General features: G+C 32.5%; 19 protein-coding genes. 18 read left to right on the forward strand and 1 reads right to left on the reverse strand.

Translation table 4 applies throughout. From position 1 onward, the window contains the following. Positions 1-133: 133 nt before the first annotated feature. The 13 genes from QPK10_RS05155 to pflB all read left to right on the forward strand — a co-directional run bounded on the left by QPK10_RS05155 (position 134) and on the right by pflB (position 14,631). Complete coding sequence (locus QPK10_RS05155) at positions 134-1,804, forward strand: PTS transporter subunit EIIC (RefSeq protein ID WP_368486937.1); 1,671 nt, start codon at positions 134-136, stop codon at positions 1,802-1,804. Positions 1,805-1,818: 14 nt separating this feature from the next. Then, positions 1,819-2,688, forward strand: coding sequence for a hypothetical protein (locus tag QPK10_RS05160; protein ID WP_368486938.1), 870 nt, complete (start codon positions 1,819-1,821; stop codon positions 2,686-2,688). Beyond that, positions 2,666-3,196, forward strand: coding sequence for a hypothetical protein (locus QPK10_RS05165; protein WP_368486939.1), 531 nt, complete (start codon positions 2,666-2,668; stop codon positions 3,194-3,196). Before QPK10_RS05160 ends, QPK10_RS05165 begins: the two co-directional genes overlap by 23 nt. Next, entirely contained in the window at positions 3,186-4,244 is a 1,059-nt protein-coding gene (locus QPK10_RS05170; RefSeq protein WP_368486940.1) for a M24 family metallopeptidase, read from the forward strand. Before QPK10_RS05165 ends, QPK10_RS05170 begins: the two co-directional genes overlap by 11 nt. Positions 4,245-4,266: 22 nt before the next feature. Next, positions 4,267-5,079 (forward strand): MurR/RpiR family transcriptional regulator, encoded by an 813-nt coding sequence (locus tag QPK10_RS05175; RefSeq protein WP_368486941.1) that lies wholly within the window; start codon positions 4,267-4,269, stop codon positions 5,077-5,079. 19 nt (positions 5,080-5,098) lie between these two features. After that, positions 5,099-6,298, forward strand: coding sequence for a MalY/PatB family protein (locus QPK10_RS05180; protein ID WP_368486942.1), 1,200 nt, complete (start codon positions 5,099-5,101; stop codon positions 6,296-6,298). A 1-nt stretch (position 6,299) separates the two neighbouring features. Continuing rightward, the gene (locus tag QPK10_RS05185; protein WP_368486943.1) at positions 6,300-7,676 is read left to right on the forward strand and encodes a M17 family metallopeptidase; all 1,377 of its coding nucleotides are present in this window, start codon (positions 6,300-6,302) and stop codon (positions 7,674-7,676) included. Between the two features lie 216 nt (positions 7,677-7,892). Continuing rightward, positions 7,893-8,747, forward strand: coding sequence for a hypothetical protein (locus QPK10_RS05190; RefSeq protein WP_368486944.1), 855 nt, complete (start codon positions 7,893-7,895; stop codon positions 8,745-8,747). Between the two features lie 100 nt (positions 8,748-8,847). Next, positions 8,848-9,546 (forward strand): hypothetical protein, encoded by a 699-nt coding sequence (locus tag QPK10_RS05195; RefSeq protein ID WP_368486945.1) that lies wholly within the window; start codon positions 8,848-8,850, stop codon positions 9,544-9,546. A 17-nt stretch (positions 9,547-9,563) separates the two neighbouring features. Continuing rightward, on the forward strand, positions 9,564-10,355 hold the full coding sequence (locus QPK10_RS05200) for a TrmH family RNA methyltransferase (protein ID WP_368486946.1): 792 nt from the start codon (positions 9,564-9,566) through the stop codon (positions 10,353-10,355). 2 nt (positions 10,356-10,357) lie between these two features. Beyond that, positions 10,358-10,951 (forward strand): ribosome biogenesis GTP-binding protein YihA/YsxC, encoded by a 594-nt coding sequence (yihA, locus tag QPK10_RS05205; RefSeq protein ID WP_368486947.1) that lies wholly within the window; start codon positions 10,358-10,360, stop codon positions 10,949-10,951. Between the two features lie 115 nt (positions 10,952-11,066). Then, a complete protein-coding gene (locus tag QPK10_RS05210; protein WP_368486948.1) occupies positions 11,067-12,221 on the forward strand; it encodes a formate/nitrite transporter family protein in 1,155 nt (384 codons plus the stop codon). Positions 12,222-12,546: 325 nt separating this feature from the next. Next, positions 12,547-14,631, forward strand: a complete 2,085-nt coding sequence (gene pflB, locus QPK10_RS05215) for a formate C-acetyltransferase (RefSeq protein WP_368486949.1) — start codon at positions 12,547-12,549, stop codon at positions 14,629-14,631. Between the two features lie 42 nt (positions 14,632-14,673). Here the strand turns inward: pflB and QPK10_RS05220 are convergent, their stop codons facing one another. Then, the gene (locus tag QPK10_RS05220; protein ID WP_368486950.1) at positions 14,674-15,429 is read right to left on the reverse strand and encodes a hypothetical protein; all 756 of its coding nucleotides are present in this window, start codon (positions 15,427-15,429) and stop codon (positions 14,674-14,676) included. A 223-nt stretch (positions 15,430-15,652) separates the two neighbouring features. On the opposite strand from QPK10_RS05220, the gene QPK10_RS05225 reads away from it, so the two are divergent. The 5 genes from QPK10_RS05225 (at position 15,653) to rny (ending at position 21,983) form a co-directional block, all read left to right on the forward strand. Next, positions 15,653-17,173: a prolipoprotein diacylglyceryl transferase family protein gene (locus QPK10_RS05225; protein WP_368486951.1), complete on the forward strand. Its 1,521-nt coding sequence runs from the start codon at positions 15,653-15,655 to the stop codon at positions 17,171-17,173. 29 nt (positions 17,174-17,202) lie between these two features. Further along, on the forward strand, positions 17,203-18,333 hold the full coding sequence (locus QPK10_RS05230) for an NADH-dependent flavin oxidoreductase (protein ID WP_368486952.1): 1,131 nt from the start codon (positions 17,203-17,205) through the stop codon (positions 18,331-18,333). A gap of 88 nt (positions 18,334-18,421) precedes the next feature. Further along, entirely contained in the window at positions 18,422-18,946 is a 525-nt protein-coding gene (locus tag QPK10_RS05235; protein ID WP_368486953.1) for a ferritin-like domain-containing protein, read from the forward strand. A 125-nt stretch (positions 18,947-19,071) separates the two neighbouring features. Then, complete coding sequence (locus QPK10_RS05240) at positions 19,072-20,283, forward strand: hypothetical protein (RefSeq protein WP_368486954.1); 1,212 nt, start codon at positions 19,072-19,074, stop codon at positions 20,281-20,283. Between the two features lie 170 nt (positions 20,284-20,453). Then, complete coding sequence (rny, locus tag QPK10_RS05245) at positions 20,454-21,983, forward strand: ribonuclease Y (protein ID WP_368486955.1); 1,530 nt, start codon at positions 20,454-20,456, stop codon at positions 21,981-21,983. Positions 21,984-22,011 lie beyond the last annotated feature (28 nt).

Raw genomic sequence — 22,011 nt, forward strand, 5'->3', positions numbered from 1 at the left:
ATAAAAAGAATACCTTTCAATAAAATTATTACACATAAACTTATTTTTTACGTGTCTATTTTATTTTAGATATTCAAAATCAGTTGGGGATTTCAAAAAAGTCAGTAATTTTTTGCAACGATGGTTTGCACCAATGCGTAATAAGAAACCCCGTACCGATAATAAATTTTTTGGTTTCATGCAGCAATTGGGTGGGACATTTATGTTACCAATTGCTGTATTATCAGTAGCCGGAATTTTCTTAGGAGTTGGGAGTGCTTTTGGAAGTGATGACTTTTTAAAAATGTGTAATGTTGCTGTTAATAGCGGCAGTTGAAAAGGATTAAAAGGCTTTTTTGGTTTTATTGAATTAATTGGGTCATTTTTCTTTGATATTTTACCATTAGCATTTTGTATGGCAATTCCAATTGGACTAGCTAGTGATAATAAAGGAACTGCTGCGTTTAGTGCTTTTTTAGCATATGTTGCAACCGAAGCTACTATTAATTGATTCTTAGGAGTGCTACCCCCAGAATTTAGTGACTGAATTTTAAACAGTGGGGGAATTAAAGCAAGTGATATTAAAATTGTTAAAAATGTTTTTGGTTATCCCAACGGAATGGACTTAAATGTTTTAGGGGCAATGATTATTGGAATTATTGTTTGAAAAATGCATGAACGTTTTCAATACCAAAAATTACCCTCAGGGATTGCATTCTTTAGTGGGAAACGTTTTACCCCTGTCTTATGTTTATTTGTTTTTACTGCTTTTGGGTTAGTCTTAACAATTATTTGACCATTTATTTGTAAAGGACTATATTACTTTGGCCGAGCGTTAAAACATTTAGGGGTGTTTGGACCGGGGATCTTCATTCTAATTAGTCGGTTGTTATGTCCAGCGGGACTCCACCATATGATAAATTCAATGTTTAATTATACTGCCGTGGGCGGAACATATGATTTACAACTATTAGATGGGACAATTAAAACAGTTTCAGGGAACTATTATGCAATGAAAGAATCGCTAGCGAATGGAATTCCGCTAAGTCCTGATATTGCAAAATGATTAACAGGATCTTATATTTTACCAATTGCCTTTGGATTACCAGCTGCTGGGATTGCCATGTATGTAACTGCTAAACCAGAACGCAAAGCATTTGTTAAAGGAGTTATTATTTCAGGAATTGTTGCTACTGCCGTGGGCGGAATTACTGAAACAATTGAATTCTTATTCTTATTTATTTGTCCGTGATTATATATTTTCCATGCTTTTATGGTAGCGGTGGGCTATGTCGTATGAGGAGCGATTGGAGCCTCAGTTGGGGTTGGTGGTGACTTGATTAGTTTTATAGTTTACGGACCATTACAAGGAATTGGCACAAAATGATGATTAGTCTTTCCATGCGGGGTAGTTGATGCCGCAATTTACTTTGCTGTCTTCTACTTTGCAATTAAAAAATTCAATATTAAAACAATTGGTCGCGAAGATGAAACCCAATCAACTAAAATGGGGGCAATTTTAGATACCGGAGCTAAAGATACTAATTCTAAAAAAAGAGACAAAGCAACCAATAGCCCTAACTATTTAATGGCGCAAAAAATTTTAAAACTATTAGGTGGCTGAGCTAACATTGCTAAGTTAGAAAATTGTTTTTCCCGATTACGGATCACTTTAAAAAACCCGTTAGAAATTTCAGATGCGGATGTTAAAGCGGTTGGTGCTGTGGGAGTAAAAACAATTTCGCCAACTAGTCATCAAATTATTGTCGGCATTCAAGTTGAAGATGTCAAACAGCAAATGATTAAGATGAAATCCGAAAGTTAGAAGGAGATGACATAATGATTTTTATTAATGATCAATCCCAAAAATATCAGGCAACATTAAAGTTTTTAGGAAAAGAAGACCCACAGTACAATAATATTTTTGTGGATAAAACACCAGGGGCTATTTCATTTTTAGATAGTACCCATACTTTTTACTTAGCAGGTAAACTTAGCGATCCGGATTGTTATCAAACCATGAGGGCAAGTTTAAAAAAATTTATTCAGCGTAATAATTTTAACTTATTAGTTGACATTGATTCTTTTACGCTTGATAACATCGAAATTATTAGTGCAATTATAGAAGCAATTTTAGAGGCTACCCATCCCGCCTGAACAATGCGATCAAATGTTCAACCAAAAACAGAACATTATCTGCTTAAAACAAGTTATCCTGAAATTGATAGTTTATATCAGCGTTTACTAGCTGAAATTACTAGTGTTAATTTAGCCCGGGATTTACAAGATGGAGCGCCCAATATTATTTATCCAGCTGCTTTTGTGGATATTATTACTAATAAGTACCATCCTCTTAAAAACTTAAAAATTTCAGTTTTAAATTTAGAAGATATTAAAAAGTTAAAAATGGGGTTATTCTTATCTGTTAACCAAGGGAGTGTGGATGAAGGAAAAATTCTAATTGTTGAATATCATAATGATCCCACAACCACTGAAAAAACAGCTTTTATTGGAAAAGGAATTACCTTTGATAGCGGGGGTTATGTCTTAAAACCACCAAGTGGTATGGTCAATATGCGCTATGACATGTCCGGCGCGGCCAGTGTGATTAGTGCAATGTATGGAGTTAGTCAACTAGCTCCTAAAATTAATGTCGTTGCCCTCGCACCCTTAACAGATAATCGGATTGGGGGGGGCAACTACTCTTAACACATCAATTGTGCGGGCAATGAATGGCAAAACAGTCCAAATCACTTCAACTGATGCCGAGGGACGGATGGTAATGGCGGATGCCATTACTTATGCAATTCAAAAATTGCAAGCAACAAAAATTATTGCTGTTGCTACTTTAACCGGGGCTATGATTAAAGGGCTGGGGAAATATGTAACGGGGGCGATGGCAACTAGCGATGAATTATTCAATCGCTTTTACCAAGCAACTCACCAAGCCCATGAAACATTTTGACGGATGCCAGTTACCAGTGAAAACTATCAAGCGATGAGTAATACTCAATATGCTGATTTAGTTAACCATTCTTATGATAAATATAATCCCACTGGTAATTCAATGGCATTTTTAGATAATTTTACAGAAGGGTTACCATTTCTCCACATTGATATTGCGGGAACCGCTTATATTGATGATCGGGGAAAAGGGACGATGGTTAAATCAATCATTGAATATTGTTTATTAGAAGGTCAATATTATGAAAAATAAGGTTGTTAATGATTTATTAGTTACCAATGATTTAGATGCGATTTTAATCACTTCAAAAGTAAACCGGTATTGATACACTAATTTCCCATCTTCGTCGGGTTATTTATTAATTACCCGTACCCAAGCATTTTTATTACTAGATGGAAGATATCTTACGGATGCTAAAACAAAAGTGCAGAATGCAAAAATTATTGCAATTAAAGATCTTTTTAAAGATCTAAAAGCCTTAATTACCACTACCAATATTAAAAAACTTGGGTTTGAAAATGAATATTTAACATATGATTTTTATTTAATGTATCAAGAAAATCTTGGTATTCCATTAATTCCAACTTCAGTCCGCCAATTACGAATGGTTAAAACCCCCGAAGAAATTAAATTATTACAACATTCAGCTTGAATTACAGACCAGGCCTTACAACAAGTCATTGATAATTTTAATGTTGGAATGACTGAAGATGACATTGAAAATATTATTTTTGCCACGTTTACCAATCTGGGAGCGGATAAAATTTATCCCCGGGCAATTGTTACCTCCGGAGTACGGGGATCCTTACCCCATGGTAAACCAACTACCAAGCCAATTAAGCAAGGTGAATTAGTAACTATTGATTTTGGCTGTGTTTACCAAGGGTATTATTCGGATATGACGCGAACATTAGCTGTTGGTGAGATTAGTTCGCAGTTACAAGAAATCTATGAAGTTGTGCAAACTGCGCAACGTTTAGGTGTTCAAGCAATTGCCCCGGGTGTTAAAGCAGCGGATATTCATCAAATATGTTATGATTATATTAATCAAAGGGGATATGGGGAATATTTTGTCCATCAAACTGGTCATGGGGTTGGTTTAGAGGTTCATGAAGCCCCGCGGCTTGCAACATATGATAATACGCCGTTACAAGCGGGAATGGTGGTTACTGTTGAACCAGGGATTTATTTACCCAACATTGGGGGAGTGCGGATTGAAGATGATATATTAGTTACTGCTAATGGTTTTGAATATTTAACTAAACATTCCCATGCTTTAATTAATTTATTGAAGCGTTAAGAACTTAAGGAAGCAACATATTATGGCAAAACAACAACTATTGAAACAAATTAAAGAGTTAGCAAAAGATGACAATCCAATTCGGAGCTCAATTGCAAGTGTTATTTTAGATAATTTAGACCATATTAGTAAATTATCAATTGTTGATATTGCAAAATTAAGTAATGTCTCTACTACTACTGTCATTCGTTTTTGTAATAGTTTAGGGTTAAGTGGCTTTAAAGAATTAAAAATGGTCTTGAAGTTTTTAAGTCTGTACCATATTAGTGATGATATGTCGTATGCGATTGATAATAGTTTATTAAATCAATCAATGAAGTTTTTAAATCAATACAATGCAATTAAATACCAAGCTAGTTTAGAATTAAGCAATTTATATGAAGACTTAACAATTTATAATTTAGCCAAAATAATTAATGAGCGAAAAAGGATTCATATTTTTGCTTTTTCGCTAGCTTATAAAATTGCCAGTATTTGAGCAACCCGGTTGGGATGACTAAACATTCAAACTTTTTGTTTGAATGATTATAATTTAATGGAAAACCAAATTAATTTAATTCACGATGAGGATATTTGTTTGTTTATTACCCTAAGTGGACAAAATAAACAGTTAGCAAATTTTTTAGCGACTGTCGAAGAAAATACTAATAATTTACAAATCTATGTAATTACGGGTCAGTATCCAACCCAGTTCTTTAATGATGTTAAAAACAAAATTATTATTCATTGTGATGAACAACAAATTTGAGATAGTTATTCTATCACAGCCCAAACTTTAATTCAGTTTTTAGATTTAGTCTATTATGAATTATTAAATAAGGTCATCAAAAAATAAATAGAAATAGGTGAAAAGAATGAAATATAATTTTGATGAAATTGTCGATCGTAGCGGAACATATGATCGCAAATGAAATATTGAATATTTAACGCAAACTTACCAGATTAATCCCCACCAAAAAATTTATTCCGCGTGAATTGGTGATACTGATTTTAAATGTCCAGTTGAGGTTGTCGATGTTATTAAAAAAAGAGTGGAAACTAATATTTATGGTTATAACTATGTCCCCGCCCAGTTTTATCAAAGTATTATTAAATGACACCAAGAACGGTTCAAGGTTAATCTCCAACCTTCATGAATTCATTTAACTTACGGAACAGTCGGAACTTTATATTATTTAATCCAAGAGTTTAGTAATCCCCAAGATCGTATTTTAGTACAAACACCTGTTTATGGTCCGTTTGGAGAAAGTATTATTGATAATAACCGGATCTTAGTTTGTAATAATTTGTTGTACCGGGATAATAGTTATCAAATTGATTTTACTGATTTTGAAAATCAAATTATTAATAACCAGGTTAAAATTTTTATTTTTTGTTCACCCCATAATCCGGGGGGAATTGTATGAAGTAAACAAGATTTGAAAAAAATGTTAACAATTTGTCAAAAGCACCAGGTATTAGTTATTGCTGATGAGGTTCACCGTGATTTAATTATCAACCAGGAAGTAACATTTACTAGTTGTTTAGCTTTTCCTGAACATTATTCTCATTTAATAGTTTGTACTAGTCCCAATAAAGCCTTTAATTTTGGTGGTTTTAAAACAAGTTATGTTGTCATACCCGATGAAACATTAACAACAAGATTTTTAAATTGTATGAAAGTTAACCGGGTTACTTCACCAAATACCTTTGGGGCAATTGCGCTAATGGCTGCTTATGATAAGGGTGCGGACTATCTAGCGCAGTTAAATGCGTATTTATGAAATAATTTTGTGATTGTTAAAGAGTTTTTTCAAACCGAACTTCCATTTTGTCAAGTAATGCATAGTGATGCTTCTTTTTTTGCTTGGATTAATTTTGCTGAAACCGGCTTAACTGCCGAGGAACTGGAGACACTCTTTTTAAAGAAAAATATTATTCTTTCATATGGAAAAGATTTTGTTCAAAATGGGGAATTTTTCTTTCGGTTAAATTTTGGTTGTTCACAAGTATTTTTAAAAGAATTATTACTCCAAATTAAAGCTGCTTTTATGGAATGAGAAGGGAAGCGATAGGATGCTAACAATTCAAGCAACTAGTCAGCAAAAAAGTCCAGGATATTTACCAATTATTTTTATTATTCAAAAAACAAGTAAGCAGAAAATTACCTTCCAAAATATTACCAACGACGATCAACCCTACATTGAATTAGCAGTTTCCGATGATTTATTAGGCGATTTATTTCATTATAAAAAAAAGTTAATTAATGTTTTAAGCGAGATTTCAACTTCCCAAATATTATTTGATTTTAGCAATTTTTCAGTCACCCTTCCTAATTGCCCAGAGTTATTAAAAACAAGTCTGAAAGCAATTTTATATGTTTTTAATCCCCAAAAATGTAAATTTAAAAAAAGCCTTCCAAATCAGGATTATAATCTTTTAGTTTACCACCCAGCTTATCCACACTGAGAAGAACTTATTACAACTACCCAGCACCTTATGCAATGGGTTAATACAGCGCGGTATTTACAAGATATGCCAGCTAATTTAATGACCCCGGTTTTATTTGCTAATTTTTGAAAAGACAAGTTAAAAAATGCCAAGAATTTAACAATGAAAATTTATGAAAATCAAGATTTAACAACAATGGGATTAAATTTATTATTAGCAGTAAACCAGGGTAGTAGCCACCCGGCTTGTATGATTGTTGTAGAGTATCAAGGTGATAAAACTACTAGTGAATACCAGACTGCTTTGATAGGCAAGGGAATAACTTTTGATAGTGGTGGTTATTGTTTAAAAAGTAGCAGTGGTCAGTTAGGGATGAAATTTGATATGTCAGGGGCTGCCATTGTGTTAGCTGCCATTAGTGCAATAGCCGAACAAGCAGTATCCGCTAATGTACTTGCAATTGCAATGTTAACCGAAAATGCCATTGGGGGTAATGCGATTTTAACTGAAAGTGTTGTTAAATCACACGCTGGGTGATATGTTGAAATTAATAACACCGATGCTGAAGGGCGGCTGGTGTTAGCCGATGGAATTAGTTATGCCAAACAAACTTATGATCCCACCACAATTATTGATGTTGCCACTTTAACTGGTTCGGTTAAAAATGCTTTGGGAGTTAACATTAGTGGACTATTTAGCAACAATGAAAAGTTAGGAAAGAATTTTATAAAGGTTACTAAGAATACCGGCGAACCAGCTTGATGATTACCAATTCAGTTAGAGAATTATGATAATCTAATTTCTGAAATTGCTGATTTTAAAAACGCGTCTACTAACCGTGAATATGGAGTAGGGAATGGTGCTGCTTTTATTAGTAAATTTGCCGCAGAAACCCCATGGTTACACTTAGATATTGCGGGAACTGCTGATTATCATGGTCGGGGAACCGGAGTGATGGTGGAAAGTTTAGTTGAATTTATTAAAACAAAGTATTTTAAATAGTAATTAACTTAATTACTATTTTTATTTAGAAAATTCAATTATTAACTGCTATTATTATTTTAATTAATATTAAATCGCAACAAACCAAAATTTTAAAAGTTAACATAAAAAAATCAGAAAATGGTTTGTTTTTATTTTAACAATGTTATACTTAACTCAGAGAGATGCCATTGGCTTTCTCTTTTTTTATTTTAAGGAGGTAATTAAAAAAAAATAATGATTGATTTGCTATCACTAACTACCAAACACAAGATTTTAATGGCCCAATTAGCCAAATTTCATCAGATCTTTCTAGATCACCCGGTTAAACAAGATTATTTATTTTTAATGGATAAAATTTTTGATCCCTTTTTAAATAACATTCTTACCTTGGAATTATTAGCTGATAATAAGATTGATAATTATTTAATTTTATTTCTACAATGAACCCAAGAAATTGTTGATAATAAAATTATTTTTCTAGCTAGTAATTCATCTCAACCACCAAATGCTAATTATAACCATAAAATTCAGCGCCAGATCTTAACTAATTTAAAAATTCAAATTACCCAAACAATTCCCTATTTAAAAAAGATTATTAGTAGTGATGATTTAAATTATTTAGAAACTGCTTTTAATTATTCAAACTTGGTTAATTGTATTAAAAAGCTATTTTTAACCTATTATTGTGATTGAAATAAAATAATTGGGTATTTAGATCAAATGAAAAAGGAACTAAAAAATTATGATGAAAAACTCTTTAATAATAAGAATGATATTTATAGTAAATATAGCAAAAAAGTTAATGAACTTTTGAATGAAAATTATCAAAAGAAAGAACAGCAATTTTTATTGGATTTTTTCATTAAAAAGTTAGAACCAGGTAATTTTGAATTGTGGTTAGAGTTATGACATGATGTGATTTATGTGCGCAATCGGATTACCCATTATCCAGATTCATTGGTTATTCATAATAGTCTGAATTTTTTGAAAAAAGATGAGTACATCTTAATTTTTGTTTATATTGATTTTTTACTATTTATTTTAGAAAAATATGAGAACGATTTTTATCAAAATCCGCTTGAAACCTAATACCAAGGTTTTCACGATTTACTTTGACTTAAACCCTAATAAAATATAAAATATATCATATAATAGAATAACGGAAAGTTAGCAAAAAGGTGGTGCATTAATGGTTTCCTATTATACGCAGCGGATTATTAATATGAAAGAAGCTAAGTTAAAAGCCCATTTGACCCAGGATGAAAAACAACAATTTATTGATGCCTTTAAAGATTTAGTAATTTTAATTAAAAAAGATTGTGTTGTTATTAAACATGAAAAATTTGGTTATGAATTATTTAAAAGTAAATCAGATGATAAGTATTGGTCATATGCGATTACTTTTACTGAACCAATGGATCCTGTCAAGCCAATTTATAAACACCATTGAGTTGGGAATGCTTTTGTTGGTTATGGTTTTGAAACAATTGACCAAACAATTGCCCGTACTTTTAAAATGATGGAACAAGGACCAACCGCAAATACCCAGATTCGGGATTATTTAGTGGGATGAGATGAAAAAAAAGACCGTATTATTTTAGGTTGAGAAGAAAAAGAATGGTCATACCATGATTATGTTCATTTTCAAAAATGATTTAAAAAAAATAAGGTGCGAATTATGGCCAAACAAGAGGGTGTTAAAGATACGGAGGACTATAATAAAGAAAATAATAAAACAGCGTTGACAGTGTTATTAGGCAAAATGCAAGATCCGCCGAAACGTCCCCGTTCAATGGTGACTATTATGCGTAAAACAAAAGCAACGAAAAAAGATTGGGCTAATCCAACAACAAAACGCTATATTGTTGGGTTTTTATATGTTGATTAAAAAGAAAAGAGAAAATTATGGGTTATCGTGAAATTAATTCAAGTCAAAATGAATACATTAAAGAATTAGGCAAATTAAAGCATAATAAAATTCGTCACGCCAAACAGTTAGCTTTGATTGAAGGTTTGCACTTAATTAGTAGTGCCTATGATAATAATTTATTAGTGGAGATTTTAGTAACACAAGATAATTTACATCTAGTTAACCAATACCAAAATGTAAATATTATTATAGTAACTAACCAAATTATTAAGAAACTATCAACAAGTGTTACAAGCCAACCAATCTTAGGAATTATTAACTTAGCCAAATATTTTGACCACCAAAAAATTGATTATCATCACAATGCTTTAATTTTGGAAAATATCCAAGACCCTGGAAACTTAGGAACATTATTACGAACTAGTTTGGGGTTTAATTTTCCCAATATTTTTTTAGTTCATAATGGGGTTGACTTATTTAATGATAAAGTTATTCGTGCTAGTCAAGGGGCCTTATTTTATTTGAATATTCATGTAATTTCTCACCCGGTGTCGGAATTTTTGACCCAGCTAAAAAAAGAACACTATCAAATTATTAGCACTAATCTTAGTGATAACTCGACATTTTTGGAAACAACCACTTTTGATCCTGACCAAAAATATGCCGTTTGCTTAGGCAACGAAGGTAGTGGATTATCACCAATAATCCTAGATAATAGTGATTTAAATGTTAAAATTAAAATTAATGCGCAGTTAGACTCGTTAAATGTTGCCCAGGCGGGAACAATTTTAATGTATGAAATTAATAAGCAGCAGAAAGGAGATTAGGGATGTTCACAGTTAAAACAGCAACCTACCTTACTTCGGCAGTTGATAAAAAAGGCTGAATTAATGATGAGGTCAAAGAAATTTGTTTCTTAGGAAAAAGTAATGTTGGTAAATCAAGCTTTATTAATATGTTAACTAATCGTCGTCAGCTCGCCAAGGTGTCGCAAACTCCTGGTAAAACAAGAATGCTAAATTTTTTTAGTATTAATAATAACCAGTTTCGAATTGTTGACGCCCCTGGTTATGGGTTTGCCAAAGTTAATAACCAACAAAAATTAGCATTTAGTACAATGATGGAAGAATATTTATCATCGCGTGCTAACTTAGTTTTTGTTTGTTTATTAGTTGATTTACGCCATAACCCCACCAGCGATGATATTACGATGTATGAGTATTTACAGCATTATCAAATTCCAACCGTTATTATTGGAACCAAATTAGATAAGTTAAAGAAAAATGATATTAAAAAAAATGAACAAAAAATTAAAACAATGTTAAATTTTAACCCCGCGGATTATTTTATTAAAACTTCTAGTGAGAAAAAACAAGGTTTAGAAGAGTGTTGGGACCTTTTTACAAAATTACTAAATTTGTAAATTTTTTATTTTTTATTGTATAATATTACCGGTATTTATTTATCTGAGGTGCAAATTCTTTTATTTGTAATTAGATAAGTACATACTAGCGTAATACAGAGAGGAAAATTATTGAATGGATAAGAAACTTACGCAGATTGTAAAATATCAACAACAACTAACTAAGTTGTCAACAGTTGATCTAAGTATTCTTGATGAACATCACTCTTATTCAGAACAAGCAATTATTGGTGCTTTTGAAGCATCAAATAAAAAGATTAATGCTAGTGTGATGAATACAATTATCAACGGAATCTTAGGTGGATTGTTTATTTCGTTGGGTTACATTGTGGCGTTGTTTGCAATGCAGGGTGTTACGACAACGGGAGTTAAACAATTAATTTTTGGAATTACCTTTCCAATTGGGCTAATTTTAGTGACCTTTTTAGGAGGAGGATTATATACTTCCCATTGTGTCGGATTTATTAATAGTAGCATTGGTGCTGCTAGTCCGTGAAAATTTTATCGCAACTTAATGCTAGTTTTTTTAGGAAACTTTTTAGGAAGTTTATTAGCCGCAGTTGTGATTTATTTTGCCGTTGTATATGGTCACATCTTAACTGGTGATAAAGCAGTGACTTTAAATACCCATGGTGATTCATGAAGTGCTGAAACAATGCAAATGATTGAACACAAAATGGGATTTGTCGGAAGTGCCCTGGCTGAGGGGTTAACGCCAACTGGTCAGCAAATTGGCCAAACCTTTTTAAATAATTTAATGTCGGGAATTTATTGTAATATTTTAGTGGGGGCCACTTTATATTTAACTTATTCTTCAAAAAATGCGGCCGCTTCATTTTTAGGAATTTTCTTAGCCCTGTTTGCTTTTTGTGTGGCGGGGTTCCAACATGTTGTGGCAAATACCTTTATTTTTTGAATGAATATTTTTATGGTTGGTGATCAGTTATCAGCCACCCATGTCCTACCAGCATCTTCTGTGGGATATTTTGTCCTAGTTAATTTAATTCCTGCTTTTATTGGTAATTTTATCGGGGGGGGATTATTAATCCCCGTACTATGTTATTTTATTGCCCGGAAAAAAATCAATGCTGTGGCGGTTAAGGGACAAAAAAAATACTTTAGTGAACAAATTAAGTTATTACAATTAAAAACAGGCTTTGCCCAAATTATTAATCATGAATTTGTGTTAGATGAAACCAAATTTAACCAAGCAATTCAGAATCTTGACAGTAAGCCCCATCGCCAATGATTTAAACGCCGTCAAAAATAAAAGACCAGAGTTTTTCTTGTTAAAAGGAAAATTTTCTTTTGGTAATTTTTGGTAATCTTTTGCTAGCAACTATTGCGAAAAAAGAATTATTAGGAGTATAATAAAAACAGATAGGTTTTTAAAACTTATTTGTTATTAAGCGATTACTTATAGTTAGAGATATAAACTATTAACTTAATGTGGGATTTCTGATGTGATAAAGTTATTTTCTGTTTGAAATAATGCATATTTTACAACCGTTATTTTTTTAATTTCAAAAGTAAATAATTTTGTCAAAACATTACTTTTAGTTTTATAACATATAGAGAAAAGAGGGGACAAAATAATGGGAAAAACATGATTTCCTGAGTGAGATGGTTTTACCGCTGGTAAATGAACAGATGAGGTAGACACTCGCGGATTTATTCAAAGTAACTATGTTCCATATACTGGTGATGATAGTTTTTTAGTAGGGCCAACTGATGCTACCAAAAAATTATGAGATAAAGTTATGGAATTAACAAAACAAGAACGTGAGAATGGGGGAGTGTTGGATGCTGATGAAGATTTACCAGCAACAATTACTTCCCATGCACCTGGTTACTTAGACAAAGACTTGGAAAAAGTAGTTGGAGTGCAAACTGAAAAACCGTTTAAAAGAGCTATGATGCCAAACGGAGGAGTTCGGATGGTCCAAGCTGCTAATGAAGCGTATGGTTTTAAAGTTTCTGACCGGGTAGTAGAAATTTTTACAAAATACCGTAAAACTCATAACCAAGGGGTTTTTGATGCTTATACAGAAGATATGCGTGCTTGTCGTAAGTCACATATTATTACTGGTCTTCCGGATGCTTATGGTCGCGGAAGAATTATTGGTGACTATCGCCGTTTAGCATTATATGGAGCAGATTATTTAATTGCCAAAAAAGAAGAAGATAAACGTAATACTTCCTTAGTAATGACAGAAGATGTTATTCGTTTACGAGAAGAATTATCTGAACAAATTTTAGCGTTAAAAGAAATTAAAAAAATGGCTGCTTCATATGGGTTTGATGTTTCGAAACCAGCTGCTAATGCGAAAGAAGCTTTCCAATGAACATATTTAGGATACTTAGCAGCGATTAAAGAAAACAACGGAGCAGCGATGAGTTTTGGAAGAACAAGTGGTTTCTTAGATGTTTACATTGAACGAGACTTAAAAAATGGAGTCTTAGCAGAAACGGATGTTCAAGAACTAGTTGACCATATGATTATGAAATTAAGAATTGTTAAATTTATGCGAACACCAGAATATAATCAATTATTCTCGGGGGATCCAATTTGGGCCACTGAATCAATTGGGGGAATGGGAATTGATGGGCGAACATTAGTTACTAAAACAGCGTTCCGTTATATTCATACGTTAGCAAACATGGGACCTTCGCCCGAACCAAACTTAACAATCTTATGATCACAACACTTACCAGAAGGATTTAAAGCTTTTTGTGCTAAATACTCAATTTTATATTCATCAATGCAATATGAAAATGATGATTTAATGCGCGCAACCCACGGGGATGACTATGCAATTGCTTGTTGTGTGTCACCAATGCGAGTAGGAAAACAAATGCAATTCTTTGGTGCTCGTTGTAATTTAGTAAAAACATTATTATATGCTATTAATGGTGGGGTTGATGAAATCCACAAAAACCAAGTGTCACCACGCTTTGAACCTTGTCATGGTGATGAAAATACACCATTAAATTATGAAGAAGTATGAGCAAAATTTGTGCAAATGGCGAAATGATTAGCAGGGGTATATTGTAACGCCTTAAATATTATTCATTATATGCATGACAAATACTTCTATGAAAGAAGTCAAATGTGTTTTATGGACACCAATGCTCACCGTTTCTTTGCCACTGGAATTGCCGGATTATCAGTTGTAACTGACTCGTTATCAGCAATTAAACATGCCAAAGTTTATCCATTAAAAGATAGTGACGGGGTGGTAACTGACTATCGCATTGAAGGAGACTTCCCAACTTATGGTAATAATGATGATCGTGCTGATGATATTGCAATTGAAGTTGTAAAAACTTTTATGAATGAAGTGCGTCGTCAACACCACTACCGTAATTCGGAACCAACAATGTCAGTGCTAACTATTACTTCAAATGTGGTATATGGAAAAGCAACTGGTAATTCTCCCGATGGAAGAAAAGCGGGGGTACCATTCTCACCAGGGGCCAACCCAATGAATGGGCGAGATAAAACCGGAGCAGTAAACTCCCTAGCCTCAGTCGCTAAAATTCCATTCAAACATGCCGCGGATGGTATTTCAAACACCTTTACAATTATTCCGAATGCCTTAGGAAAAGACCAAGACTTAATTATTCATGGTGATTTAAATATTAGTAGTATTGATCCCCATGATCAACATAAAAAATAACGAGTAAACAAAAATGAATTCATTTATGAATTCATTTTTTCTTTACCGAATTGATTCTGTACCTTGATTAATTTCTGAGAATGATATATCAAGGGGTGAATTTTCTTCGTATACGCTGGGACTTTCGTAATTAAACCCCGCCAGATTAGCTTGATAAAATTTAAATTGGGTAGTAATTTCTTGTGATATTGTTGGGATGTTAAATTGCTCTTTGTAACTAAGGATAAAATCATTTATTTCAGTAAATTGGAATTGTTCAGCATCCGGAAGTTTGAGATAAGCGGTTAGTAAATCAGTAATTTTAGTTAAATTTTTCTTTTTCTCTTTTTCTCAGCATTTGGTAGTTTTTTTCATGATGTTTTCATTATTTTTGATAAAATTATTAATTCTTCCAATTATTTTTTTCTCTTCTGTTGGGATTCGAGACTTACCAGGAATTTTTTGAAAATTATGGTATGTTATCTTTTTCCAAATATCATTATTAATAATTTTTAACATCGCAATATTTGTGCTAGATTGGATGGTAGTAATATTTTTAACTAATTGTTCACATATTTTGGGGACTATAGCGCTTGATTCTTCACCATTTTGCATTTTTTCTTTCACAATTTTAATTGCTAGTTGAAATTGGTCTTGAATTAATTTAACACTTTGGGTAAAAAAGATCGAGAAAATATCATTCGGATCATCAGAGACAGTGTCTCTTTGACATTTTTCCCAAGTTGCTATTAACTTATTGTCTTTAAATTCAGGAAATACAAAATTATAAAACTCTTGGTGGTTAGTATCATTGTTCATTAAAAAGACCTCCTTTTTGTGGATGATTAATAAAAAAACACCAACAAAATAATTGTTGGTGTTTTAAACAGTCTCGGTTATTAACCTCCTTTTAAATATTATCATAATCGAGATTTTAAAAACTAAAATATTTTGTTTTTTTCCGCACTTAAAATCTTTATCATATATAATAAAAGAAACAATTAAAATTGTGGGAAAAGATATCTTAAGAAAGGATGACAAAATGTTAAATCAGTTGTTATTAGCCGAACCTTCTCCAGGTTGAATTAATCCGGATAATACTCCCCATAATATTATTGCAACATATGGTGGTTGAGTTCATATGTATGCGGTATTTATTACGACCGGGATGATTTTAGCGGTTTTTGCTAGTTATGTCCGGTTGAAGACTAAGAATGTCCCTGTGGAGCCCTTAATTTGAGCAGTGTTTATTATTATTCCGTTTTCATTATTTGGCGCTAGTTTTTTTGGAAAATATAACGAGGATCCTAGTCAGCCCTTAATTGGTTATGATGGGGGGGCACCCTTCTGATCATTATTTGCCTTTTGAAAAGCCGGAATGAGTATTCACGGTGGAGTGTTATTTGGGGTTGTGGTTGGAATTATTGTCTTTGCCTTTGTCGCACGAAAATCACGAGTTTCAATGTGAGTATATATTGACTGTATTGTACCTAATATTTTATTAGGGCAGGTATTAGGAAGATGAGGAAACTTCTTTAACCATGAATTATTAGGAGATCCTGTTTCTTATGAATCATTAAAATGATTACCAGCTTTTATTCGAGATAATTGTTTCCAATGGGTCGGTGATCATCCTGAGTTAGTTCCCGGAGGGGGAACTATTCAGTGAAGAGCGCCAATCTTTTTATATGAATCATTCTGAAACTTCATTTTATGAGTAATCTTAACTTTTGTGGTTCCTAATTTTGGGAAAGTTTTAGGACCAAAACCATGAAAAAAAGATCCCCAAAAATACCCGTTTGATTTTAAGTATAGTGTTCGTCATTTCTTTAACCGGAAAATTGAAGAACCTGATAAATTAACTTGAAAAGAAGTATGGGATAAAGCTTTTTACTATAATAATCCTACCCAAAAACAGTTAGAACAAATTAAATCAAAAAAATTTAAAGAGACTTCTTCGCCAACCATTAACCGTTTAAAAAATTGGTGGGTAAATGATGCGAAAGAACTAACCCGTTTAAATAACCCGGAAGGTTACTGAATTACCCGCTCGGGAGTCCAGGCTGGTTTATATTTCTTTGGTTGAAACTTAATTCGCTTTGTTCTAGAAACACAGCGGGAAAATGGCGCCGATTTATTTGTGATGAATAACCGCCCATTAGATTATGCGATGTTATGAATGATTGCCATTTTTGGTTTACTAATGGCCGCTTATGCCCAATGATTTGCTCCAATTAAATTGCGAAAAAATGGACATTTGTATGAAAAAGAATATGTTGATTATACTAACTTGGCAAACTGAAAATTAGAGTATTATCTCCAACACCAAATTAACTATAATCAAATTTCCCAACAGCAAGAATTAGAAACCTTAATTAAAACAAAAGTAATGACATACTTAGGATATGAAAACAAAAGCTTTGAGGAATACTTTAGTTTAACTGATTTTAAAGTTTTTAGTCACCAGAACCACATTACTAGTTTTACCTTTAAGATTATGACCCACAACCAACCATCAAATATTTTTACTGATGAAATTAGTTGTGAAGTAGTAGTAGCTTAATTATTAATAAATTGAAGGAGAAATTTATTATGAATCACAAATATGAAAAATTATTTAGTCCCTTTACATTTCCAAACCAGGTTACCATTAAAAATCGAATTGTAATGTCACCAATGACAACTTTTTCTGGTTTTGAAAACGGAAAATATACCTTAGATGAATTAAATTATTACCAAGCGCGGATTGCGGGAGTCGGAATGGTAATTACTGGGTGTGCTTATGTTAACCGAAACGGCAAGGCATTTATTGGCCAACCAGCTATTGATGATGATAAGTACATTCCTAATTTAAAAAAATTAGCTGATTTAATTCACGAGAAACAAGGAGTTGCTATTATGCAACTTCATCACGGAGGGCGTGAATGTCACCGTGAAACTTTATTATTACCAGAACCATTATCGGCAAGTGCTGTTATTTCGTTACGCGAATGGGCAATAACTCCCCGTGCCATGACAACAGAAGAAATTTTGGATACCATTGAAGATTTTGGGGCAGCGACATTACGCGCCATTAAAGCCGGTTATGATGGGGTTGAAATTCATGGGGCCAATACCTATTTATTACAACAGTTTTTTTCTCCCCATGCTAACCAACGGAAAGATGAATGAGGAGGAACCCTTAAAAAACGAATGAAATTTCCTTTAGCAGTTGTGGAAAAGGTGTTAGCTGTTGTGAAAGAACATAGTACCAAACCATTTATTGTTGGGTATCGGATTTCTCCCGAAGAAATCGAAAATCCCGGTATTACTTTAGAAGACACTTGTGCTTTAATGGATCACTTAGTTAAATATCCATTAGATTATATTCACATTTCAAATTCATGAGTATGGCGCAAAAGTTTACGAAATAAAGAAAATCCAACCCCAGTTATTAATGAAATTATCAACAGATTTCATGATAAAATCCCGCTAATTGCCGTGGGGGGTGTGAAAACTCCAGATGATGCCTTAAAAGTCCTTGATAGTAACATTCCGCTAGTGGCGATGGGGCGGGAATTAATTGCAGAACCCCAATGAGTACAAAAAGTCGAAAGTGGACAGGAGTTAGTAATTCGCACTAGCATCAAATTAGCTGATTTAGCAGAATTACAAATTCCCCAGCCATTATTAGATTTATTTATTGAAGATAATAAAAATTGAAAAATGAGTATTGAAGATTAATATTATTTATAAAAATTATAAATAATATTTAAGAAAAATAAAATAAAAGTGCTATAATTGTGGCAGATAGAAAGAGAGGCTAGATAAAATGCTAACAAAAGAAATGCAAAAAGATCTGCAAGAATATTTAGATGAACATGCGAAGATGCAATTTATTTGTTATAACTTAAGTACTAATGCTGATCGCTTAGGTTATCCCGGGTTTGCTCACTATTATCAAGTTCAAGCGCAAGATGAAGTTTTACATCAACGCCGGATTATGAACTTTATAATGGATCGCGATGGTACTTTTGAAATGACAAAAGTAGAACCTGTCTTTAAAGAATTAAAATCAATTAAAGAAGTTGTGGAAGAATATGCTCATCATCGTAAGCACTTTGCGGAAATTACTAATCACTTTGCAGCAAGATCACGCGAACTAGGTGATTTAGTTACTAATAAATTCTATGATTGATTTATCATTGATTTTTATGAAGAACTAGCTGAAGTTAAAGATATCTTGGATTGAATTAACATCTCAAATGGTGATTATTATAAACTAGATCGCAAAATGGCAAAACGCGAAGAACCAGATACAAAAACAGTAATTGATCCGTTTAGTCCACATAATTAAAAAAACTGAGTAATCAGTTTTTTAATTCGGGAATAAATAATAATTCAGAAAAATTAAAACCATTTGTTTTTTTAAATTATTAAGGTATAATTTTAAAATAAAAAGGAGATTTAAAAGGGACATTTATGGAAACTAAAAATTTAGCACAATCAAAAAGTCATATGTTTGTAGCAAGTATTTTTGGTGTTACTTCGGCAATTTTTTATTCATTAACACCGTTATTTGTGTTCTTTTTTGCGGGAGATAACTCAACTAAAATTACTTATGCGATATTTTTAGCAACAATTCAAGAACTAATGTCCTTTCTGTTAGTAGCATTTGCCACTGGATTTTTAGAATGAAAAAACCTTGTGCATAATAATCATAAGTTTAAAAATTTAACTTATACCTTAATCCTTCCGTTTGGTTATATGTGTGGGATTGGTCTATACTCTTCAATTAAAAACTTAATTTTAAAATTAAAACATTTGCGAGTGTGAATTATGGCGGGTGTTGGCTTACTAGCGGGCCCAATTTCGATGGCGTTATTAATGATTGCGGCGTTATTTTTAAATGATGGAACCCTAGGAAATGTCATTTTAAACACGGCACCAATTTATTGTATGATTATTAGCCGGGTTGTGTTAAAAGAAAAAATTAACCGTTTTGGCCTAGTGGGGATTTTAATAACCACTTTATTTACCTTTGGAATGTTATTTAACTACTTCTTTATTAAAGAACATATTGATTGAAAATTAATTGCCGGAGTCTTATTATCTTTTGTTGCGGCGTTATGTTATGCTTTTGAAGGAACGATTAGTGATTATTTTCTTCATAGTAATAAAATTCAACTATCTAACTATGAAGTGGTATCGGTTAAATCATTTATTAGTTTTTGAACAATGTTAATTATTGCGTTACCAATTGCTTCTGCCATTGATAACCAACCTGGTTACCAAGGATGAGTAGTATTTAAATCCAGTTTTGATTTATATGGTTGACAAGCAATTTTAGTGTATGTATCAGGAATTGTGATGGGGACCGGTCGTTTAATGTACTTTGAAACTGTTAAATTATCAAACGGTACTTATGCTTTAGCAACCCAGTTGACAATGTTAATTTGAACTCCTGTTTTACAAATCTTAGGAAATACCTTTATTAGTGAAATTAATGTTGATAAATTACAATGATACTATTGAGTATGATCAGCGTTTATTTTACTAGGATTAGTTATTATTACCTTTAATGAAAATTTAAATAGTTATTATAACCGTTGGAAGCAAAAGCGGTTAGCCCAACGAACGCTGAATAGTTCGGCTGAACCAATCAAAAACCCCAACAAAAGAATTGATAATTAAAATTACCGAATTATGACAAAGTGCTTGACCGCACTTTTTTATTATTTTGTTTTACCTTTTCTTTTTTAAATAAAATAGTAAAATATATATTGGTAGTTAAATACTATCTTATTCCACTTATTAAAAATAAAATATTTCTTTTCTTAATTAATATTAAGAAAGGAGCTATCATGCCAGTTTATGGATGAGTAATATTATTAGGCGCTTGTGCCTTAATATTTTATTTAATTGGATATTTAGTTGAAAAATATCTACGTTTTAAATTAATTAAAAATACTGAGAAAAAAATTAAAGAAGCAGAACTAACTGCTAAAAAAATTATTAATGCGGCCAAAGCAGATGCTAAAGTTGAAGCCGCCCAAATTAGACAAGATGTACGCGAAGAAGTCGCACAAAAACGAGCAGAAATTTTAGAAAACGAAAAATTTTTTAAAGAACGTGAAAAGAATATTATTATAAGAGAAGAAGTATTGACGCAAAAAGAGCAGGAGTTATTTTATAAAAGAGAGGAATTACAAGAGTTATTAGCTAAATATGATGGTTTAATCAATAATACAATCCAGCAATTAGAACAAATTGCGGGGTTTTCGCAAGATCAGGCAAAAGATATTTTATTTAAAGAAATTAATGATAAATATCAAAAACAAATTGGGGAATTTTTAAAGAATGCCGAAGTAAATGCCCGGTTAGCAGCAAAAGAAACGGCTGTTAATATTATTACCCAGGCAATTGAACGATATTCTGCGGATGTTGTTGTTGAAAAAACAACAGCGGTTATTAATTTAGCTGATGATAATATGAAGGGAAGAATTATTGGAAAAGATGGTAGAAACATTAAAACCTTTGAAACAACTGCGGGTGTTGATTTAATTATTGATGATACTCCTAATATTGTTCAGGTGTCTTCTTTCAATCCCATTCGCCGTGAAATTGCCAAAAAAGCCTTGGAACGGTTAATTACGGATGGGCGGATTCAACCCAATAAAATTGAAGAAGCAATTCGCTTAGAAAAAACTGATCTTGATACAACAATTTTACAAACTGGAAAAGATACTATTTCAGAGCTAGGAATTTATAATATTGATTTAGAACTAATTCGTTATATTGGAATGTTAAAATACCGTACTAGTTATGGGCAAAATGTTTTAATGCATTCAATTGAAGTCGCGAAACTAGCTGGTATTATGGCAAGCGAATTAGGACTTGACCCGGAAATTGCCATTCGCGCGGGATTATTGCATGATATTGGAAAAGCAGTGGATTTTGAAAATGAAGGTAGCCATGTAACCCTAGGGGTTCAGTTAGCAACTAAATATAAAGAAAGCCCAATTGTTATTAATGCCATTCATTCCCACCATGGGGAAGTTCCGATGGATAATCCATATTCACCATTAGTAGCCGCTGCTGATACTTTATCAGCTGCTCGCCCTGGTGGTCGTAATAATACTGTGGAAAATTATATTAGCCGGATGAAAGAATTAGAACAAATGTGTATGGAAGTTCGGGGTGTGGCCAAAGCTTATGCTTTACAAGCAGGACGTCAAATTCGGGTAATTGTTAATCCTGAACGAACAACTGATATTCAAGCCCAAAAAATTGCCTTTGATATTCGTGAAAAAATTAGTCATAATAAAATTGTCCCCGGGGATATTGTAATTACAGTAATTCGGGAATTACGCTTTATTGAAACCGTAATTTAGAAAAAATTATTAACTTAAATAATAATTT

It is taken from the genome of Spiroplasma sp. DGKH1 (genome assembly GCF_040940205.1).
Taxonomy (GTDB): domain Bacteria; phylum Bacillota_I; class Bacilli_A; order Mycoplasmatales; family Mycoplasmataceae; genus Spiroplasma.